The 15,230-nt window shown below is 72.1% G+C and carries 18 protein-coding genes and 2 riboswitches; of the genes, 7 read left to right on the plus strand and 11 right to left on the minus strand.

Annotated elements, in window-relative coordinates; genetic code table 11:
- Positions 1 to 2: 2 nt before the first annotated feature.
- Both KV097_RS13945 and KV097_RS13950 read right to left on the minus strand, forming a co-directional pair.
- Positions 3 to 884, minus strand: coding sequence for a MoxR family ATPase (locus KV097_RS13945; RefSeq protein ID WP_301022390.1), 882 nt, complete (start codon positions 882 to 884; stop codon positions 3 to 5).
- A gap of 9 nt (positions 885 to 893) precedes the next feature.
- Positions 894 to 1,544 carry an NTP transferase domain-containing protein gene (locus KV097_RS13950; protein ID WP_220366214.1) on the minus strand — a complete coding sequence of 217 codons (651 nt, stop codon included), beginning with the start codon at positions 1,542 to 1,544 and terminating at the stop codon, positions 894 to 896.
- A gap of 57 nt (positions 1,545 to 1,601) precedes the next feature.
- On the opposite strand from KV097_RS13950, the gene KV097_RS13955 reads away from it, so the two are divergent.
- Complete coding sequence (locus tag KV097_RS13955) at positions 1,602 to 2,864, plus strand: ArgE/DapE family deacylase (protein WP_301022388.1); 1,263 nt, start codon at positions 1,602 to 1,604, stop codon at positions 2,862 to 2,864.
- Positions 2,865 to 2,909: 45 nt separating this feature from the next.
- On the opposite strand, the gene KV097_RS13960 is transcribed toward KV097_RS13955, so the two are convergent.
- A complete protein-coding gene (locus tag KV097_RS13960) occupies positions 2,910 to 3,047 on the minus strand; it encodes a hypothetical protein (protein ID WP_220343494.1) in 138 nt (45 codons plus the stop codon).
- Positions 3,048 to 3,084: 37 nt separating this feature from the next.
- Here KV097_RS13960 and KV097_RS13965 point away from each other — a divergent pair, with 37 nt between their 5' ends.
- Together KV097_RS13965 and KV097_RS13970 are read left to right on the plus strand one after the other, a co-directional pair.
- Entirely contained in the window at positions 3,085 to 3,897 is an 813-nt protein-coding gene (locus KV097_RS13965) for an N-acetylmuramoyl-L-alanine amidase (protein ID WP_220366215.1), read from the plus strand.
- Between the two features lie 2 nt (positions 3,898 to 3,899).
- A complete protein-coding gene (locus KV097_RS13970) occupies positions 3,900 to 4,772 on the plus strand; it encodes a metallophosphoesterase (RefSeq protein ID WP_308289435.1) in 873 nt (290 codons plus the stop codon).
- Here the strand turns inward: KV097_RS13970 and KV097_RS13975 are convergent.
- From KV097_RS13975 to KV097_RS13985, 3 genes are all read right to left on the minus strand, one after another.
- The gene (locus tag KV097_RS13975) at positions 4,727 to 5,386 is read right to left on the minus strand and encodes an FMN-binding negative transcriptional regulator (protein ID WP_220343491.1); all 660 of its coding nucleotides are present in this window, start codon (positions 5,384 to 5,386) and stop codon (positions 4,727 to 4,729) included. The genes KV097_RS13970 and KV097_RS13975 overlap by 46 nt on opposite strands.
- A gap of 86 nt (positions 5,387 to 5,472) precedes the next feature.
- Complete coding sequence (gene groL, locus KV097_RS13980) at positions 5,473 to 7,104, minus strand: chaperonin GroEL (RefSeq protein ID WP_220343490.1); 1,632 nt, start codon at positions 7,102 to 7,104, stop codon at positions 5,473 to 5,475.
- 225 nt (positions 7,105 to 7,329) lie between these two features.
- Entirely contained in the window at positions 7,330 to 8,247 is a 918-nt protein-coding gene (locus KV097_RS13985; protein ID WP_220343489.1) for a LysR family transcriptional regulator, read from the minus strand.
- A 74-nt stretch (positions 8,248 to 8,321) separates the two neighbouring features.
- Here KV097_RS13985 and KV097_RS13990 point away from each other — a divergent pair, with 74 nt between their 5' ends.
- The 4 genes from KV097_RS13990 to KV097_RS14005 all read left to right on the plus strand — a co-directional run bounded on the left by KV097_RS13990 (position 8,322) and on the right by KV097_RS14005 (position 11,473).
- Positions 8,322 to 9,212 carry an EamA family transporter gene (locus KV097_RS13990; protein ID WP_220366217.1) on the plus strand — a complete coding sequence of 297 codons (891 nt, stop codon included), beginning with the start codon at positions 8,322 to 8,324 and terminating at the stop codon, positions 9,210 to 9,212.
- A gap of 22 nt (positions 9,213 to 9,234) precedes the next feature.
- Positions 9,235 to 9,319, plus strand: a riboswitch (TPP riboswitch).
- 8 nt (positions 9,320 to 9,327) lie between these two features.
- A complete protein-coding gene (gene thiO / locus KV097_RS13995) occupies positions 9,328 to 10,485 on the plus strand; it encodes a glycine oxidase ThiO (RefSeq protein WP_220366218.1) in 1,158 nt (385 codons plus the stop codon).
- A complete protein-coding gene (thiS, locus tag KV097_RS14000) occupies positions 10,482 to 10,682 on the plus strand; it encodes a sulfur carrier protein ThiS (RefSeq protein WP_220343486.1) in 201 nt (66 codons plus the stop codon). The genes thiO and thiS overlap by 4 nt, the downstream gene beginning before the upstream one ends.
- Before the next feature lie 5 nt (positions 10,683 to 10,687).
- Entirely contained in the window at positions 10,688 to 11,473 is a 786-nt protein-coding gene (locus KV097_RS14005) for a thiazole synthase (RefSeq protein ID WP_308289436.1), read from the plus strand.
- A 27-nt stretch (positions 11,474 to 11,500) separates the two neighbouring features.
- Here the strand turns inward: KV097_RS14005 and KV097_RS14010 are convergent, their stop codons facing one another.
- From KV097_RS14010 to KV097_RS14030, 5 genes are all read right to left on the minus strand, one after another.
- Entirely contained in the window at positions 11,501 to 11,776 is a 276-nt protein-coding gene (locus KV097_RS14010) for a MoaD/ThiS family protein (protein WP_220346103.1), read from the minus strand.
- 13 nt (positions 11,777 to 11,789) lie between these two features.
- Positions 11,790 to 13,064 (minus strand): threonine synthase, encoded by a 1,275-nt coding sequence (gene thrC, locus KV097_RS14015; RefSeq protein ID WP_220343483.1) that lies wholly within the window; start codon positions 13,062 to 13,064, stop codon positions 11,790 to 11,792.
- A 9-nt stretch (positions 13,065 to 13,073) separates the two neighbouring features.
- A riboswitch (SAM riboswitch) is annotated at positions 13,074 to 13,215 on the minus strand.
- A gap of 72 nt (positions 13,216 to 13,287) precedes the next feature.
- Positions 13,288 to 14,136: a trehalose-phosphatase gene (otsB, locus tag KV097_RS14020; protein WP_220343482.1), complete on the minus strand. Its 849-nt coding sequence runs from the start codon at positions 14,134 to 14,136 to the stop codon at positions 13,288 to 13,290.
- 119 nt (positions 14,137 to 14,255) lie between these two features.
- Positions 14,256 to 14,804, minus strand: coding sequence for a LytR C-terminal domain-containing protein (locus tag KV097_RS14025; protein WP_220366220.1), 549 nt, complete (start codon positions 14,802 to 14,804; stop codon positions 14,256 to 14,258).
- A gap of 9 nt (positions 14,805 to 14,813) precedes the next feature.
- Complete coding sequence (locus KV097_RS14030; RefSeq protein ID WP_220366221.1) at positions 14,814 to 15,143, minus strand: DUF3263 domain-containing protein; 330 nt, start codon at positions 15,141 to 15,143, stop codon at positions 14,814 to 14,816.
- Between the last annotated feature and the right edge of the window lie 87 nt (positions 15,144 to 15,230).

Below are 15,230 nucleotides of genomic sequence, written 5' to 3' on the forward strand. Positions count from 1 at the left end.
GCTCAGGCCAGCATCGACGAGAGCGCGTCGCGGACGCGGTCGATGTCCTCGCGGTACTTGCACACCGCGCCGATCGTCGCGGCTGCGGTCTCGAGGTCCAGGTCGTCGCACTCGAGCCGCACCAGGGCTGCCGTCCAGTCGAGCGTCTCGGCCACGCCCGGCGGCTTGAGCAGGTCACCTCGGGAGCGGAGGTCGGAGACCACGCCGGCGACCTGCTCGGCGAGGCGCTGGGAGACCTCGGGCATCCGGGTACGGACGATCTCGATCTCGCGGGCCAGGGCTGGGTGCTCGATCCAGTGGTAGAGGCAGCGGCGCTTGAGGGCGTCGTGGAGCTCGCGGGTCCGGTTGGACGTCAGCACGACGATCGGCGGAACGGTCGCCCGCACGGTCCCGAGCTCGGGGATCGTCACCTGGTTCGTCGACAGCACCTCGAGGAGGAACGCCTCGAACTCGTCGTCGGCACGGTCGATCTCGTCGACCAGCAGGACGGCGGGCGCCTCCCGCAGCGCCCGCAGGATCGGCCGCGCGAGGAGGAAGCGCTCGTCGAACAGTGACTGCTCGACGGACTCCGCATCGACCTGCGACCGGTCGGCCGTGGCCTCCACCGTGCGCAGGTGGAGGATCTGCCGGGGGAAGTCCCAGTCGTAGAGCGCCTGGGTGGCGTCGATCCCCTCGTAGCACTGCAGCCGGATCAGCGGGAGGCCGTACGCGCGGGCGAGCGCCTCGGCGAGCGCGGTCTTGCCCGTCCCTGGCTCGCCCTCGAGGAGGAGCGGCCGCTGCATGGCCAGGGCGAGGTATGCGATGGTCGCGAGCCCTTCGTCGGCGAGGTAGCCGACCTCACCGAGGTCGCGCCCGAGCTCGTCGCTGCTTCGAGGCTGCTTCACGCCATCACCCTATTCCGGTCCGGGCGTACGGGTGGGCGTGTCCTGGTCCCGCCCGGTCGCGAGATCACCGCACTCGATCAGGGTCGCGCCGTGCTCGGCCAGGTAGTGGCGGCCGCCCTCGTCGCCGGAGAGCGTCGCCGCCATCGGGCCCCAGTGGTCGCGCCCGATCAGCACGGGGTGCCCCGGTCGCCCGTCGTACGTCGCGCGGGCGAGGACGGCACCCCGGGCCTCCGCCCCGTCGACGTGGTCGAGGACGCGGCGTACGACGTCGGGGCCGACGTCGGGAAGGTCGACGAGCATCACGAGGACAGCGTCGACGGACCCGTCACCAGGTCCTTGCTCGAGCACCGCTCGGAGCGACGCACCCATCCCCTCACGCCAGTCCGTGGCCACGAGCACCTCTGGACCGCCTCCGCGGCGACGCCCGGGCGAGATCTCGCCGGCCGTACGGAGCTCTCCCTGGACGTGCGCCGCTCGGGCCCCGATGACCGCGACGAGGTCGTCGCACCCGCCGTCGGCCAGCGCGTCGAGCGTCCGACCCAACCACGTCCGCCCGTCCGCCGTGCGGACGAGCGCCTTCGGCATCCCCATCCGACGCCCCTCGCCGGCGGCGAGGACCACGCCCCGTACGTGGGCGTGCACCCTGCGCGGTCCGACCATGCCCGCGATCCTGCCATCCCGCCGCGGTCGGGGCGGGTCATGACGCACACTGAGGTCGTGACCGCTCTGGACCCCCGCGACGTCCTCGACCACCTCGACGAAGAGCAGATCGCCGCCGACCTCACGTCCCTCGTCGCACTCGCACCGCTCGACGGATCGCTCGGCGAGGTCGCCGCCAGCCACTGGTGCGCCGATCGGCTCGGTGACCTGGGCGCCGACGTCGACCACTGGGAGATCGACCTGCCGACTCTCCGCCAGGAGCCGGACTTCCCCGGCATGGAGGTCGAACGCGCCGAGGCCTGGGGCACCGTCGGGGTCGTCCCCGGCGAGGACGCCGGCGTGCCCGCGCTGGCGCTGTCGGGCCACATCGACGTGGTGCCGCCCGGCGACTCAGGCCTCTGGTCCGACAACGACCCGTTCACCCTGCGTGAACAGGGAGGGCGTTGGTACGGACGGGGCGCGTGCGACATGCTCGGCGGTGTCGCCGCGATCCTGGGGGCGGTGCACGCGATCCGTGCCAGCGGGGTGAGCCTCCGCCGTCCGCTCGCGATCCACACCGTCGTCGGGGAGGAGGACGGCGGTCTCGGCGCCTACGCCACTCTCCGCCGCGGCCACACCGCCGACGCCTGCGTGATCGCCGAGCCGACCGCGGGGACGGTCGTCACCGACAACGCCGGGGCCCTGACGTTCCGGATGGTGGTCCGTGGACGCGCTGCGCACGGATCGATGCGCACGAGCGGCATCAGCGCCCTGGATGCGCTCGACACCGTCCGCGCCGTGCTGAGGACGCTGGAGGATCAGCGCAACACTGACGTCGGGGAGCGCTTCGCGCATCTGCCGGTCCCGTTCCCGATCTCGATCGGGACGGTGCAGGCCGGCGACTGGGCGAGCACGGTCCCCGATCTGTGCATCGTCGAGGGCCGCTACGGCGTACGCCCCGGCGAGTCCGTCGCCGCCGCCCAGTCCGCCCTGCGTTCCGCGGTCGCGGGAGCGTCGAACGGCGACCTCTGGCTCCGGGACAACCCGGCGACGGTGTCGTTCCCCGGCGGCACGTTCGCCCCAGGGCGACTTCCTGATCTCCACCCGCTCCTGGAGGTCGTGCAGGACGCCGCCGAGGCTTCCGGATCGCCCCGTCCAGCGGCGGCGGGAGCCCCGTACGGGTCCGACCTGCGCCTCTACAGCGCGGCGGGGGTCCCCACGGTGCAGTACGGCCCCGGGGACATCGCCCACGCCCACTCCGTCGACGAGAGCGTCCCGGTGGACGAGGTGATGCGGTGCGCCCGCGCGTACGTGCTCATGGCGCTGCGGCTGTGCCGCTGACCGGGATCGAGGAGCGGCTGGGCGGCGAGCCCGGAGGCTCGCGGACTAGCGGCGGTCGCCCTTGCGACGCTCGAGCATCCGACGGACACGCGTCTGGTCCTGTCCGAGCACCTTGGACAGGAGCTGGACCCGGTACACGTACGCGAGCACGACGACCCCGACGATGATCAGCAGCCAAAGCATGGGGACAGCCTACGCGTCCGCACGTTAGCCTCGTGCGATGCGTCGTCTCACCTGCCTGCTCGCCGCCGTCGCGCTCGCCGCGTCCGGCACCGCCGCCGCCGCGACCACGGGTGCCCCAGCCAGGTCCACCGCCCACGACGGTCCCGCGGCCGGAGTGCGTTCCAGCGCCGACGACGCCGGCCCGCTGGCCGGTCGCACGATCGTCATCGATCCCGGGCACCAGCTCGGCAACAGCCGCTTCCCCCGCCGCATCAACCGCCCTGTCGACGCCGGCGGTCTGCGCAAGGCGTGCAACACCACGGGGACGGCCACCGCGAGCGGCTTCGCGGAGGCGACGTTCGCCTGGCGGGTGGCCAAACGGCTGCGCGCGGAGCTGCGCGCAGCCGGCGCGACGGTGGTGATGACCCGCAGCCGCAACAGCCGGAAGCTCTGGGGGCCCTGCGTCGACGTCCGGGGACGGCTCGGCAACGCGGGCGTTCGCGGCCGCGAACGCGCGGCCGACCTCAAGATCAGCATCCACGGCGACGGGGCGGCGCGGTCGGGGCGCGGCTTCCACGTGATCGTCACCAAGAAGCGGGGCGCGGTGGCGCGGTCGCTGCGGCTGGGGCGCATCACCCGCGCAGAGCTGCAGAGGGTGGGGTTCCGGCGCTCGACCTACACCGGGGGCGGGCGCGGGCTGGTCAAGCGGGCCGACCTCGGCACGCTCAACCTCAGCCGCATCCCGACCGCGATGGTGGAGCTCGGCAACATGCGCAACCCTCGCGACGCCCGGGCGATGCGCTCCGCGGCAGGCCAGCGCCGGTACGCCACGGCCCTTGCAGCGGCCGCCACGCGCTATCTCAGGCGGTGACCGTGGCGCACCGGATCCTCCACCTCTCCGACACCCACGTCAGCCGGACCGGCCCCGACGAGGACGGCGTCGACGCCGTCAGCGCGCTCGAGCGGATCCTCCACGACGCGCGTCACGTCCCCGACCTCGACCTCGTGCTCGTCACCGGCGACATCGCCGACGACGGGTCGTATGAGGGATGTGTCGCCGTCCGCGAGATGGTGGGCGCGTACGCCGCCGAGCGCGGCGTACCGCACGTCTACACGACGGGCAACCACGACGACCGGGCCGCGTTCACGCGGGCGCTCGGGTCCGGGCACCTCGACGACGGCGGACGCGACGTCGGCAGGCTCGCGGGTGGGTCGGCGGGCAAGCGCGCCGCGGTCAGCGACGTCGGGGGCCTGCGGGTGATCACGCTCGACAGCCTCGTGCCGGGATCGGTGCACGGTGAGCTGGACGGCGGTCAGGTCGCGTGGCTCCGTGGCCAGCTCGCGACCCCCGCGCCGTACGGGTCTGTCGTCGCGCTCCACCATCCGCCTCTGCACGTCGACTGGGCGCCGTTCATGCGCAACGACGGTCTCCGCGACCGGAACCTGCTCGCCGACGCTGTGGCCGGGACGGACGTCCGAGCGGTCCTGTGCGGCCACTTCCACCTCCAGCTCTCCGGCACCATGAACGGCGTGCCGGTGTGGACGACCCCGGGTGTCGTCACCAGGAACGACCGCACGTGCCCACCAGACCGGATCCGCGGGGTTCTGGGCGCCGGAGCGACGGTTGTCGACCTCGGAGGGCCGTTCTCCCCGGTGTTCCTCACGCTGCACGCACGCGACCCGCGCGCGGGTGAGCAGGTCTACCTCGTCGACGCGGTCTCGTGGGACGACGTCGACGAGGACTGATCCATCGTGCCCGCGACAGCGTGCGCCTCGGCGTCGCCTTCGCGGCGCAGGCCGTGCACCACACCGTCGCGATCCTCTGCCGAGCGGTTCTGGCTGAGCTTGGCCTTGCCCTCGACCGAGGTCACGGCCACCTCGACGCCGACGATGCCGCGCAGCTGGCCGTCCACGAACGGCGCGGGCGCATCGGTCACCGCCCAGGGATCGGGCCGCGACCGCTCGTGGAGGTCGGTGAGACGGGTGACGGCGTCGCGGATCCACTCGGTCTCACGACGGACGCGCACCGTGCCGCGCAGCTCGACGCGGCTGTAGTTCCACGTCGGGACGACCCTGCCGTGCTGGGCCTTGGTCGCGTACCACGACGGCGAGACGTACGCCTGCGGTCCGCTCACCACGACCAGGGCCGGCGATCCGTCGCCGATCGTGCGCCAGTGCGGGTTGGCGAGGGCCACGTGCGCGATCACGCGACCCTCCTCGCGCAGCCACACCAGCGGCAGCCGGGTCGCGTACGGCATGCCGTCCGCGCCCACCGTGACGAGGTCGCCGGCACCGACGGCGGCGATGAGGCCGTCGATCGCCGCTGCGTCGTCGAGGGAGTTGAAGCGCGGCACGTACACCGGCCCACCGTACGACGACGCCCCGCCGGTCCGGAGACCGACGGGGCGCCGCGTGGTGCGTCGAGCGTGAGCTCAGGCGGGGTGGCTCAGAAGCCCATGCCGCCCATGTCGCCCATGTCGCCACCCGGCATGGCCGGGGGGTTCTTCTCGGGCTTGTCGGCGACGACGGCCTCGGTGGTGAGGAAGAGCGCCGCGATCGAGGCTGCGTTCTGCAGCGCCGAGCGGGTCACCTTGGCCGGGTCGAGGATGCCCTCGGCGATGAGGTCGACGTACTCGCCGGTCGCCGCGTTGAGGCCGTGACCCGCGGGAAGGCCCTGGACCTTCTCCGCCACGACGCCGCCCTCGAGGCCGGCGTTGATCGCGATCTGCTTCAGCGGGGCGGTCGAGGCGGAGCGCACGATCTGCGCACCGGTCGCCTCGTCACCGACGAGATCGAGCTTCTCGAACGCCGCGGCGGTCGCCTGGACGAGCGCGACGCCGCCACCGGCGACGATGCCCTCCTCGACGGCAGCCTTCGCGTTGCGAACGGCGTCCTCGATGCGGTGCTTGCGCTCCTTGAGCTCGACCTCCGTGGCCGCGCCGACCTTGATGACCGCAACGCCGCCGGCGAGCTTCGCCAGCCGCTCCTGCAGCTTCTCGCGGTCGTAGTCGGAGTCGGAGTTCTCGATCTCGGCGCGGATCTGGTTGACCCGGCCGGTGATCTGGTCCTCCGAGCCACCGCCGTCGACGATGGTCGTCTCGTCCTTGGTCACGACGACCTTGCGGGCCGTACCGAGCAGCGAGATGTCGGCGTTCTCGAGCTTGAGACCGAGCTCCTCGCTGATGACCTCGCCACCGGTGAGGATGGCGATGTCGGTCAGCATGGCCTTGCGGCGGTCGCCGAAGCCCGGAGCCTTGACGGCGACGGACTTGAACGTGCCCTTGACCTTGTTGACGATCAGGGTGGCCAGCGCCTCGCCCTCGATGTCCTCGGCGATGATCAGCAGCGGCTTGCCCGACTGGATGACCTTCTCGAGGACCGGCACGAGGTCCTTGACGGCGCTGATCTTGGAGTTGGCGATCAGGATGTAGGGATCCTCGAGCACCGCCTCCATGCGCTCGGGATCGGTGTAGAAGTACTGCGAGATGTAGCCCTTGTCGAAGCGCATGCCCTCGGTGAGCTCGAGCTCGAGCCCGAAGGTGTTGCTCTCCTCGACGGTGATGACGCCTTCCTTGCCGACCTTGTCCATCGCCTCGGCGATGATCTCGCCGACCGACGGATCAGCAGCGGAGATCGCGGCCGTGGACGCGATCTGCTCCTTGGTCTCGACGTCCTTGGCCATCCCGAGCAGCTGGGCGCTGACGGCCTCGACGGCCTTCTCGATGCCACGCTTGAGCGCGATCGGGTTGGCGCCGGCCGCGACGTTGCGCAGGCCCTCGCGCACGAGCGCCTGGGCGAGCACGGTGGCGGTGGTGGTGCCGTCGCCGGCGACGTCGTCGGTCTTCTTGGCGACCTCCTTGACGAGCTCGGCGCCGATCTTCTCGTAGGGATCCTCGAGCTCGATCTCCTTGGCGATGCTGACACCATCGTTGGTGATGGTGGGAGCGCCCCACTTCTTCTCGAGGACGACGTTGCGGCCCTTGGGACCGAGGGTCACCTTCACGGCGTCGGCGAGGATGTTCATCCCGCGCTCGAGGCCGCGACGGGCTTCCTCGTTGAATGCAATGGTCTTCGGCATATCTCCCGCGATTCCTCCGCGTAGAGGTGGATGGCCCAGGGGATGCCCGCGACGGACGACCCGCGTCCACGGCAAACCCTTCTCGCCGCGACCTTCGGACCTCATCGTCCTGGCCCGTTTGGAACGTTGGCACTCAGATGATCCGAGTGCTAACGCTCTCCTTTCTAGCACTCGGGCCTGGAGAGTGCAAAGAGTGGGCCGGTGCAGCGAGCGAGGGCGACACCCTCATCTCGCCTCGTCGGCGATCTCCAGGAGGGCGTCGAGGACGCATCGGACAGCCGCGCGTTCGGCACGGTCGGGCCTTGCGAGCGCGAACACGTGGCGCCCCGCCCGCACGCCGTCGAGCGGGAGCAGCGTGACGCCGCGTGCCTCCGCTGCTCTTCGCCACAGCCGCGGCAACAGCGCCACACCCTGCCCGGCCGCGACGAACGCGGCCGTGACGTGGTTGTCGAGGAACCGTTGCTCGACACGAGGGGACTGTCCGTCGACGGCGAGCATGGGGAGCAGCAGGTCGAAGGGATGGCCGACAGGGACGCCGATCCAGCGCTCTCCGACGAGGTCCTCGGGTCGCACCCGGTCGCGGCCGGCGAGGCGGTGATCCTGGGGCACGGCCACGTCCAGCGGCTCACGAAGGAGCGGCGTGACGTGCAGGCCCGTCGCCGCAGGGTCCGGCACCGCGACCACCGAGTGCCCGACGACCACGTCGTGGTCGGCGGTGGCCGCTCGGAGCTCGTACTCCGCGAGGTCGAGGTCGCTCAGCCGTACGGTCACGCCGGGCGCACGCGTCGCGAGCCGCGGCGCGAGCGGAGCCAGCAGCATCTCGGCGCCGCTCGGGAAGGCTGTCACGGCGACCTCGCCCGCCACCTCGCCGCGGAACTCCTCGAGGCGGGCCCGGGTGCGCGCGACGACCTGGGCGATCTCGACGGCGCCCTCGGCGAGCAGCCGGCCGGCCTCGGTGAGCCTGACCCCACGGCCCTCACGCTCGACGAGGACGGTCCCGAGGTCACGCTCGAGGGCCTTGATCGTCTGCGAGACCGCCGACGGCGTCCGGTACGTCGCCGCAGCGACCGCCGTGATGCTCCCCCGCTCGGCGAGCTCCCGCACGATCGCGAGCTTGTCGACGTCGATGCCAGCATCCTTCATTGAAGCAACGCTACATCGTAGTCGTAGGAGTATTCGATTGTGCTTCACCCAGGCGCAAGCGCACGCTGGCTCTCGTGACCACCCGCGACCGTCTCCTCGCCGTACTGGTGGCGATCACCTGGGGACTGAACTTCATCGCCATCCACGCCTCGCTCGAGCACTTCCCGCCGATGTTCTGCGTCGCGCTGCGCTTCGGGCTGCTCGCCGTCCCGACCGTGCTTCTCGTCCCGCGCCCGGACGTCAGGCTGCGCTGGTTGATCGGGTACGGCGCAGGCTTCGGGATCGCACAGTTCTTCTTCCTGTACGTAGGCATGCGTGCGGGCATGCCCGCCGGACTCGCCTCGTTGGTGCTCCAGGCCTCCGCGCCCTTCACGGTGGTGCTCGCCGGCGTCCTGCTGCGCGAACGGCTCAGCGGCCGGCAGATTCTCGGCATCGTGATCGCGATCGCCGGGCTCGCCGGCGTGGCGTGGCACCGGTCGCAGACGGCAGCCCTGCTCCCCGTGGTGCTCACGCTGCTGGCCGCGCTCGGCTGGGCGTTCGGCAATCTCGCGAACCGCCAGGCGCACCCCTCCAACCCGCTCCACCTCACGCTGTGGATGTCGGTGGTCCCCCCGATCCCGATGCTGGTGGTCTCGCTGCTCTTCGAGGGGCCGGGCGCCGTCGGAGAGTCGCTCGTGACCGCCTTCACCCCCGAGGCGGTGCCCGCCGTGCTGGGTCTCCTCTACACGGTCGTCATCGGGACCGTCGTGGGCTCGGGACTGTGGACGCTGCTGATGACGCGCTATCCGTCGAGCACCGTCGCGCCGTTCTCACTGCTCGTCCCGGTGGTGGGGATGAGCGCGAGCGCTCTTCTCCTGAGCGAACGCCTCGACCCGTTCGAGCTCGCATCCGGCGCGGTGGTCATCGCCGGCGTCCTTCTCGGCTCGACCCGCGGGCGCCGGGCCCGCTTGACGACGTCGTCGTAGCCCGCCTACGGTGCGGAGGTCCCCACGGGAGCCCGGGCACGGGCTGAGAGGGAGCCGATGCCGCTCCGACCGTCGAACCTGATCCGGGTCATGCCGGCGAAGGGAGGCAGGAGCAGTGTCGCGCTCTCACCGGCCAGCCGGCCGCGACGTCGCCGTCGTCGGTGGTGGAGTCGTCGGGCTCACCGTCGCGTGGTCGCTCGCACGTCGTGGTCACCGTGTCACGACGTACGACCCCGCGCCCGCCCGTGGGGCCTCGTGGGCGGCCGCGGGGATGCTCTCCCCTGCAGGTGAGGCGTGGTACGGCGAGGAGGCGCTGCTGCGGGTCGGCGTCGCGTCGCTCGCACGGTGGCCGGACATGGCGGCCGCCCTCGAACGCGATGCCGGGCGAGCGTTGGAGGTCCGTGGGGAGGGCACGCTGCTCGCCGCCGCCACCGAGGACGATGCCCGCGAGCAGGAGCGGGTCACCGCGCTGCTCGACACCCACACGATCCCGTACCACCCGCTCACCCGGCGGGAGGTGCGCGCCCGGGAGCCGGCGCTGCACCCAGCGCTGCGCGCCGTCGTCGAGATCCCCGGTGACCGCAGCGTCCACAACCGCACTCTGCTCGCTGCTCTGCTGGCGGCATGCGCGCGTCGGCACGTGACCGCCGTCGATGACGCGGTCGACCTGGTGCGAGACGGCGACACGCTGCACGTCCGCACCAGGCAGGACGGGCGCGCGCGCGGCCACGACGTGGTGGTCCTCGCCAACGGCGTCGGGCTACGCACCACCGAGGGCGCACCCGAGTGGCTGCGCGACGCCGTGCGCCCGGTCAAGGGCGAGATCCTGCGGCTGCATGCCTCCCGGCCCATGCTGGCCCGGACGGTGCGCGCCGCGGTGCGCGGCCGACCTGTCTATCTGGTCCCGCGCAACGACGGCGAGATCGTGGTCGGCGCGACCATGCTCGAGCGGGGGTACGACACGACCGTCACCGTGGAGGGGGTGCACGACCTCCTTCACGACGCGGTCGAGGTCGTGCCGGAGCTGCGTGACTGCGCCTTCGTGGAGGCGGCAGCCGGCTTGCGTCCCTCGAGCTCGGACCACCTGCCGCTGGTCGGGGCCACCGGCATCCCCGGTCTCCTCGTCGCCGCCGGGCACCATCGTGGCGGCGTGCTCCTCGCGCCCTGGACCGCCGACGTGATCACCGCGCTCGTCGAGGAGTCCTCGCCACCTGAGGGGTCGGGTCACACCGACCCGCTTCGCCTGTCGCCGACACTCCAGGAGGCCCGATGACCATCCGTCTCAACGGCCAGGCCCACGCGCTCGCCGAGCCGCTCACGGTGCTCGCGCTGCTCCGCACGCTCGCGCTGCCACGTACCGACGTGGCAGTCGCCGTCGACGGCATCGTCGTGCCGCGCTCCCGATGGGAGGACCACCTCGTCCGCGACGGCGCCGAGGTCGACGTCGTCACCGCCGTCCAAGGAGGGTGAGAGTCGTGCTGACGACCACCGACCCGTCCCCGCTCACCGTGGCCGGAGTGCCGTTCACGAGCCGGCTGTTCCTCGGTACCGGAGGGGTTCCGAGCCCCGCGGTCCTCCGTCGGTGCCTGGAGATGAGCGGCACGGAGCTCGTCACCGTCTCGATGCGCCGGGTCGACCCGGGAGCGCCGAGCTCGATCCTCGACGTCGTCCGCGAGCACGGCGCACGGCTGCTCCCCAACACCGCGGGCTGTCGCACCGCGCGTGAGGCGGTCCTCACCGCGAACCTCGCGCGCGAGGCCCTCGGCACCGCCTGGGTGAAGCTGGAGGTCGTCGCCGACGACGTGACGCTGCTGCCCGACGTGGTCGAGCTCCTCGACGCCGCCGAGACCCTGGTGCGCGAGAGCTTCACGGTGCTCGCCTACACGAACACCGACCTCGTCACCGCCCGCCGCCTCGCCGACGTCGGCTGCGCGGCCGTGATGCCGCTCGGCTCGCCGATCGGCTCCGGCCTCGGTGTCACCGACCCTCGCGCGATCGCCGCGATCGCGGAGGCGGTCGCGGTCCCGGTGGTGCTCGACGCCGGCATCGGCACCGCCTCCGACGCCGCACTCGCGATGGAGCTCGGATGCGACGCCGTGCTCTGCGCGACCGCGATCACCCGTGCGGGCGACCCGCCCGCGATGGCGTCGGCCATGGCCGGCGCGGTGCGCGCCGGTCGCACGGCGTACGGGGCGGGCCGGATCCCTCGACGCGAGACGAGCCTGGCCTCCAGCCCGACAACCGGTCTCGTCGGCACCTGACGCCGGCGGGCCCCCGCCGGTCCGGCGTCAGCCGCCGGCGACCGCCGGGATGATCGAGACCTGCTGCCCGGCGGGCACCGAGGTCTCGAGCCCGTCGGCGAAGCGCACGTCCTCGGTGCCGACGTACACGTTCACGAACCGGCGGATCGCGCCGGTCTCGTCGACGACGCGCGCCTTGATCCCGGGGAACGACGCCTCCAGGGCCTCGATGACACCGGCGACGGTCTCGCCGTCGACGGTCACCTCCGAGTCGCCCTTGGTGTAGGTGCGCAGGATCGTGGGGATGCGGACGGAGACGCTCATGGTGTCCTCTCGGTCAGACGAGGTTCGCGGCGGTGAAGGCCGTGTAGGTCGGGTCGATGGTCGCGGCGGGGCCGACCCGGTCCGCGATGGCGTCGAGCGTCTTGAGCCCGTCGCCGGTGTTGAAGACGACCGTCTCCGCCTCGGGGTCGAGCCGGCCGTCGGCGAGCAGCTTCTTGAGCGTCGCGATCGTCACGCCTCCCGCGGTCTCGGCGAAGATGCCCTCCGTACGGGCGAGGAGCTGGATGCCGTCACGCACCTCGTCGTCGGAGACGTCCTCGACGGCACCACCGGTCCGCCGGCAGGTGTCGAGCACGTACGGCCCGTCGGCGGGGTTGCCGATCGCGAGGGACTTGGCGATCGTGTCGGGCTTGACCGGACGGACGACGTCGTTGCCCTCCCGGAACGCCTGCGCGACGGGCGAGCAGCCGGTCGCCTGCGCGCCGAAGATCTTGTACGGCGTCGGGTCGACCAGGCCGAGCCGGCCGAGCTCGGTGAATCCCTTGTCGACCTTGGTCAGCTGCGACCCGGAGGCGACCGGGATCACCACCTGCTCCGGCAGCCGCCAGCCGAGCTGCTCCGCGGTCTCGTACGCGAGCGTCTTGGAGCCCTCCGCGTAGTAGGGACGGACGTTGACGTTGACGAACGCCCAGCCCTCCTCCTCGCCGGCGATCTCGCTGGCGAGCTTGTTGACGTCGTCGTAGTTGCCGCGCACGGCGACCAGCGTGCCGCCGTACACGGCGGTCGTGAGGATCTTGGGGCGCTCGAGGTTCTCCGGGATGAAGACGACGCTCTTGATGCCGGCACGGGCCGCGGCCGCGGCGACGGCGTTGGCGAGGTTGCCCGTCGACGGGCACGCGAGGACCGTCATGCCGAGCTCGCGGGCGGCCGAGAGGGCGACGGCGACGACGCGGTCCTTGAAGGAGTGGGTCGGGTTGCCGGAGTCGTCCTTGACCCAGAGCGTCTTGATGCCGAGCTCACGGGCGAGGTTGTCCGCCTTCACGAGCCGCGTGAAGCCGGGGTCGGTGTTGGGGAAGGACGCGATGTCGGCGGGGACTGGCAGCAGCGACTGGTAGCGCCAGATGCTCTTCGGGCCGCTCTCGATCTGCTCGCGCGTGATCGCCGGGAAGTCGTACGCGACCTCGAGCGGTCCGAAGCACTCGAGACAGGCGTAGTGGGGTCCGAGCTCCTGCCCGGCACCGCAGGCGCGACACACCAGGCCGGTCGCGTTGCCGAAGGCGCCGTCACGGGCGTTCGTACGATCAGGGGTTTGCAGCGTGCTCGCGCTCACGAGGCCTCCTCGTCATCTTCCCTGCGCGCGACTGTCGCCACAGGACGGACTTGGCACCATGCCTGACGGCGGCCTCGCGGGGTCGCGAGCTCACGTCAGGTGGTTGCCGGGGCTTCGTCGGGCCGTGTCCCTCCGCCCCTCGTGATGAGCTGAGCCAAGCGTACGTGCGCGTCTCACATACTGTCCACTCGTTCCAACATGCGGACAGTGGTCTCCCGGCAGGTCAGCAGCCGAGAGCGTCCGCGAGCCGCTCGAGCCAGGCCGAGAGCTCCTCGGGCCCGTGGACGACGAGGTCGGCCCGGGGCGTCAGGGCCTGCTGCTCGTCGGAGGCGACGGCCACCAGCATGACCTCGGCCTCGCCGTGGTCGCGCATGGCCGTGAGCGCCGCGTAGGCCGGGATATCACCGAGGTCGTCGCCGGCGTAGACGATCGTCCGGAGTCCGGTCTCGGCGACCAGCGTCCGCAGGGCGGCCCCCTTGTCGACGGACGGGTCGCGCACCTCCACGACGTACCGTCCGGGTTCTGCGGCGAGGCCGTGCTCTCGCGCCAGCTCCGCGACCGGACCCTCCAGGCGCTCGAGGGCCGCACCGGGATCGTCGAGGAGACGGGTGTGCACCACCACCGCGCGCCCCTTGTCCTCGATCCTGACGCCGGCAAGACCGAGCGAGTCGAGCAGCGCCGGCAGAGCCGCACGGACCTCGGCGACCGCGGCGGGCGGTGGCGGCACCGACTCCGCACCGGTGTCGGCGTCCCACCTCTCGGCCCCGTACTGGCCGAGGATCGTGAGGTGGCTCAGGCCGTCGTGGTCGCCGAAGCCACCCAGTCTGAGCGCGGTGCGCACGGGACGTCCGGTGACGACGGCCACCTTGCCGACGCACGGTCCGATGCGCTGGAGCGCGTGGACCGAGCGCTTGCTGGCGTGCGCGTGCTCAGGGTCGTCGACGATCGGGGCCAACGTGCCGTCGAAGTCGAATGCGAGCATCGCCTGCTCGGGGGCGGCCAGCAGCGCCGCCAGGGCGGCCGCTCCGGCTTCGGTGCGGGGCTGTGGCTCGAGCACCACGGGAAGGGACATGACCACCATCATCCCAGGCCGGCCTCAGGCGTCGGGAGGGGTTCCGCCTCACGACGAGCAGGTGACCTCGCGTCGCCCCGCCGGGCGGCCGTGAGTGAGACCAGGGAGTACGCGTGCGGCTACGGTGCGCCTGTCAGGATCAGGGTGAGCCGGTCGAACTTCATCGGCTCGACCGCCGGCCGGACCCGGTCGATCCTCAGGTCGGCGGCGAGGCGCTCGGCCTGCTCCTTGAGCTTCGCGGGGTAGTACACGGTGCTCTCGGGGATCCGTCCGTACCAGTTGTCGACCCCGACGACCTTCCAGCCGGCGTCCTCGACCCGCGCCGCGGTGGAGTCGGCGAGTCCGGTGGCGCCGGAGTTGTTGAAGACCTCGACGAACGCCCGAGGGACCTCCGCGGTCGCCGGCGCGGCCGAGGTCGGCGCTGCCGTGGCCACAGGCTCGGCCGTCGGCTCGGGCGTGGCCTCGGCGGTGGCGGTCGGAGACGGCGTGGTGGCGGTCGGAGTGTCGTCCCCGCCGTTGCCGACGAGAAGGCCGATCGCCGCGACGGCCACCACGAGCAGCGCGCCCAGCAGCGCCACCGACGGGATCGACCGCGGTGCGACACGCGTGCGCTGGGCGACCCGCGGACGGGGCTCCGTCGAGGGTTCGTCCACGCGAGGCTCGGTCACGAGTCTTCCTCAGGCATCGGCGTCGAGGCGCCGGGCGGAGCGGGAGCGACGCCGACTCGCCCTCATCCGCCGGAGCCGCTTGACCAGGAGGGGATCGTGGGCGAGCGCGTCCTCGCGGTCGATCAGCGCGTTGAGCACCTGGTAGTAGCGGGTCGCCGAGAGGCCGAACTCCGCTCGGATCGCCTGCTCCTTGACGCCCGCGTACTTCCACCACCCACGCTCGAAGGCGAGCACCCGCTCCTCTCGCGCGGTCAGCCCCGTAGCCCGGTCCGCGGTCTCGTCCGCGGTCTGGTCCGCAGAGGTGACGTGGGCATCGTGGGAGGAGAGAGCGGGATCCATGCCCCCATCGTAGGTCGCCGAATGACACCGTTGGGATTCCCCGCGCCCGGCGTGGCGGTCCGCCGGGCCTGCCCGCCATGATGGCGA

Source organism: Mumia sp. zg.B17 (genome assembly GCF_019550915.1).
Classification (GTDB): Bacteria; Actinomycetota; Actinomycetes; order Propionibacteriales; family Nocardioidaceae; genus Mumia.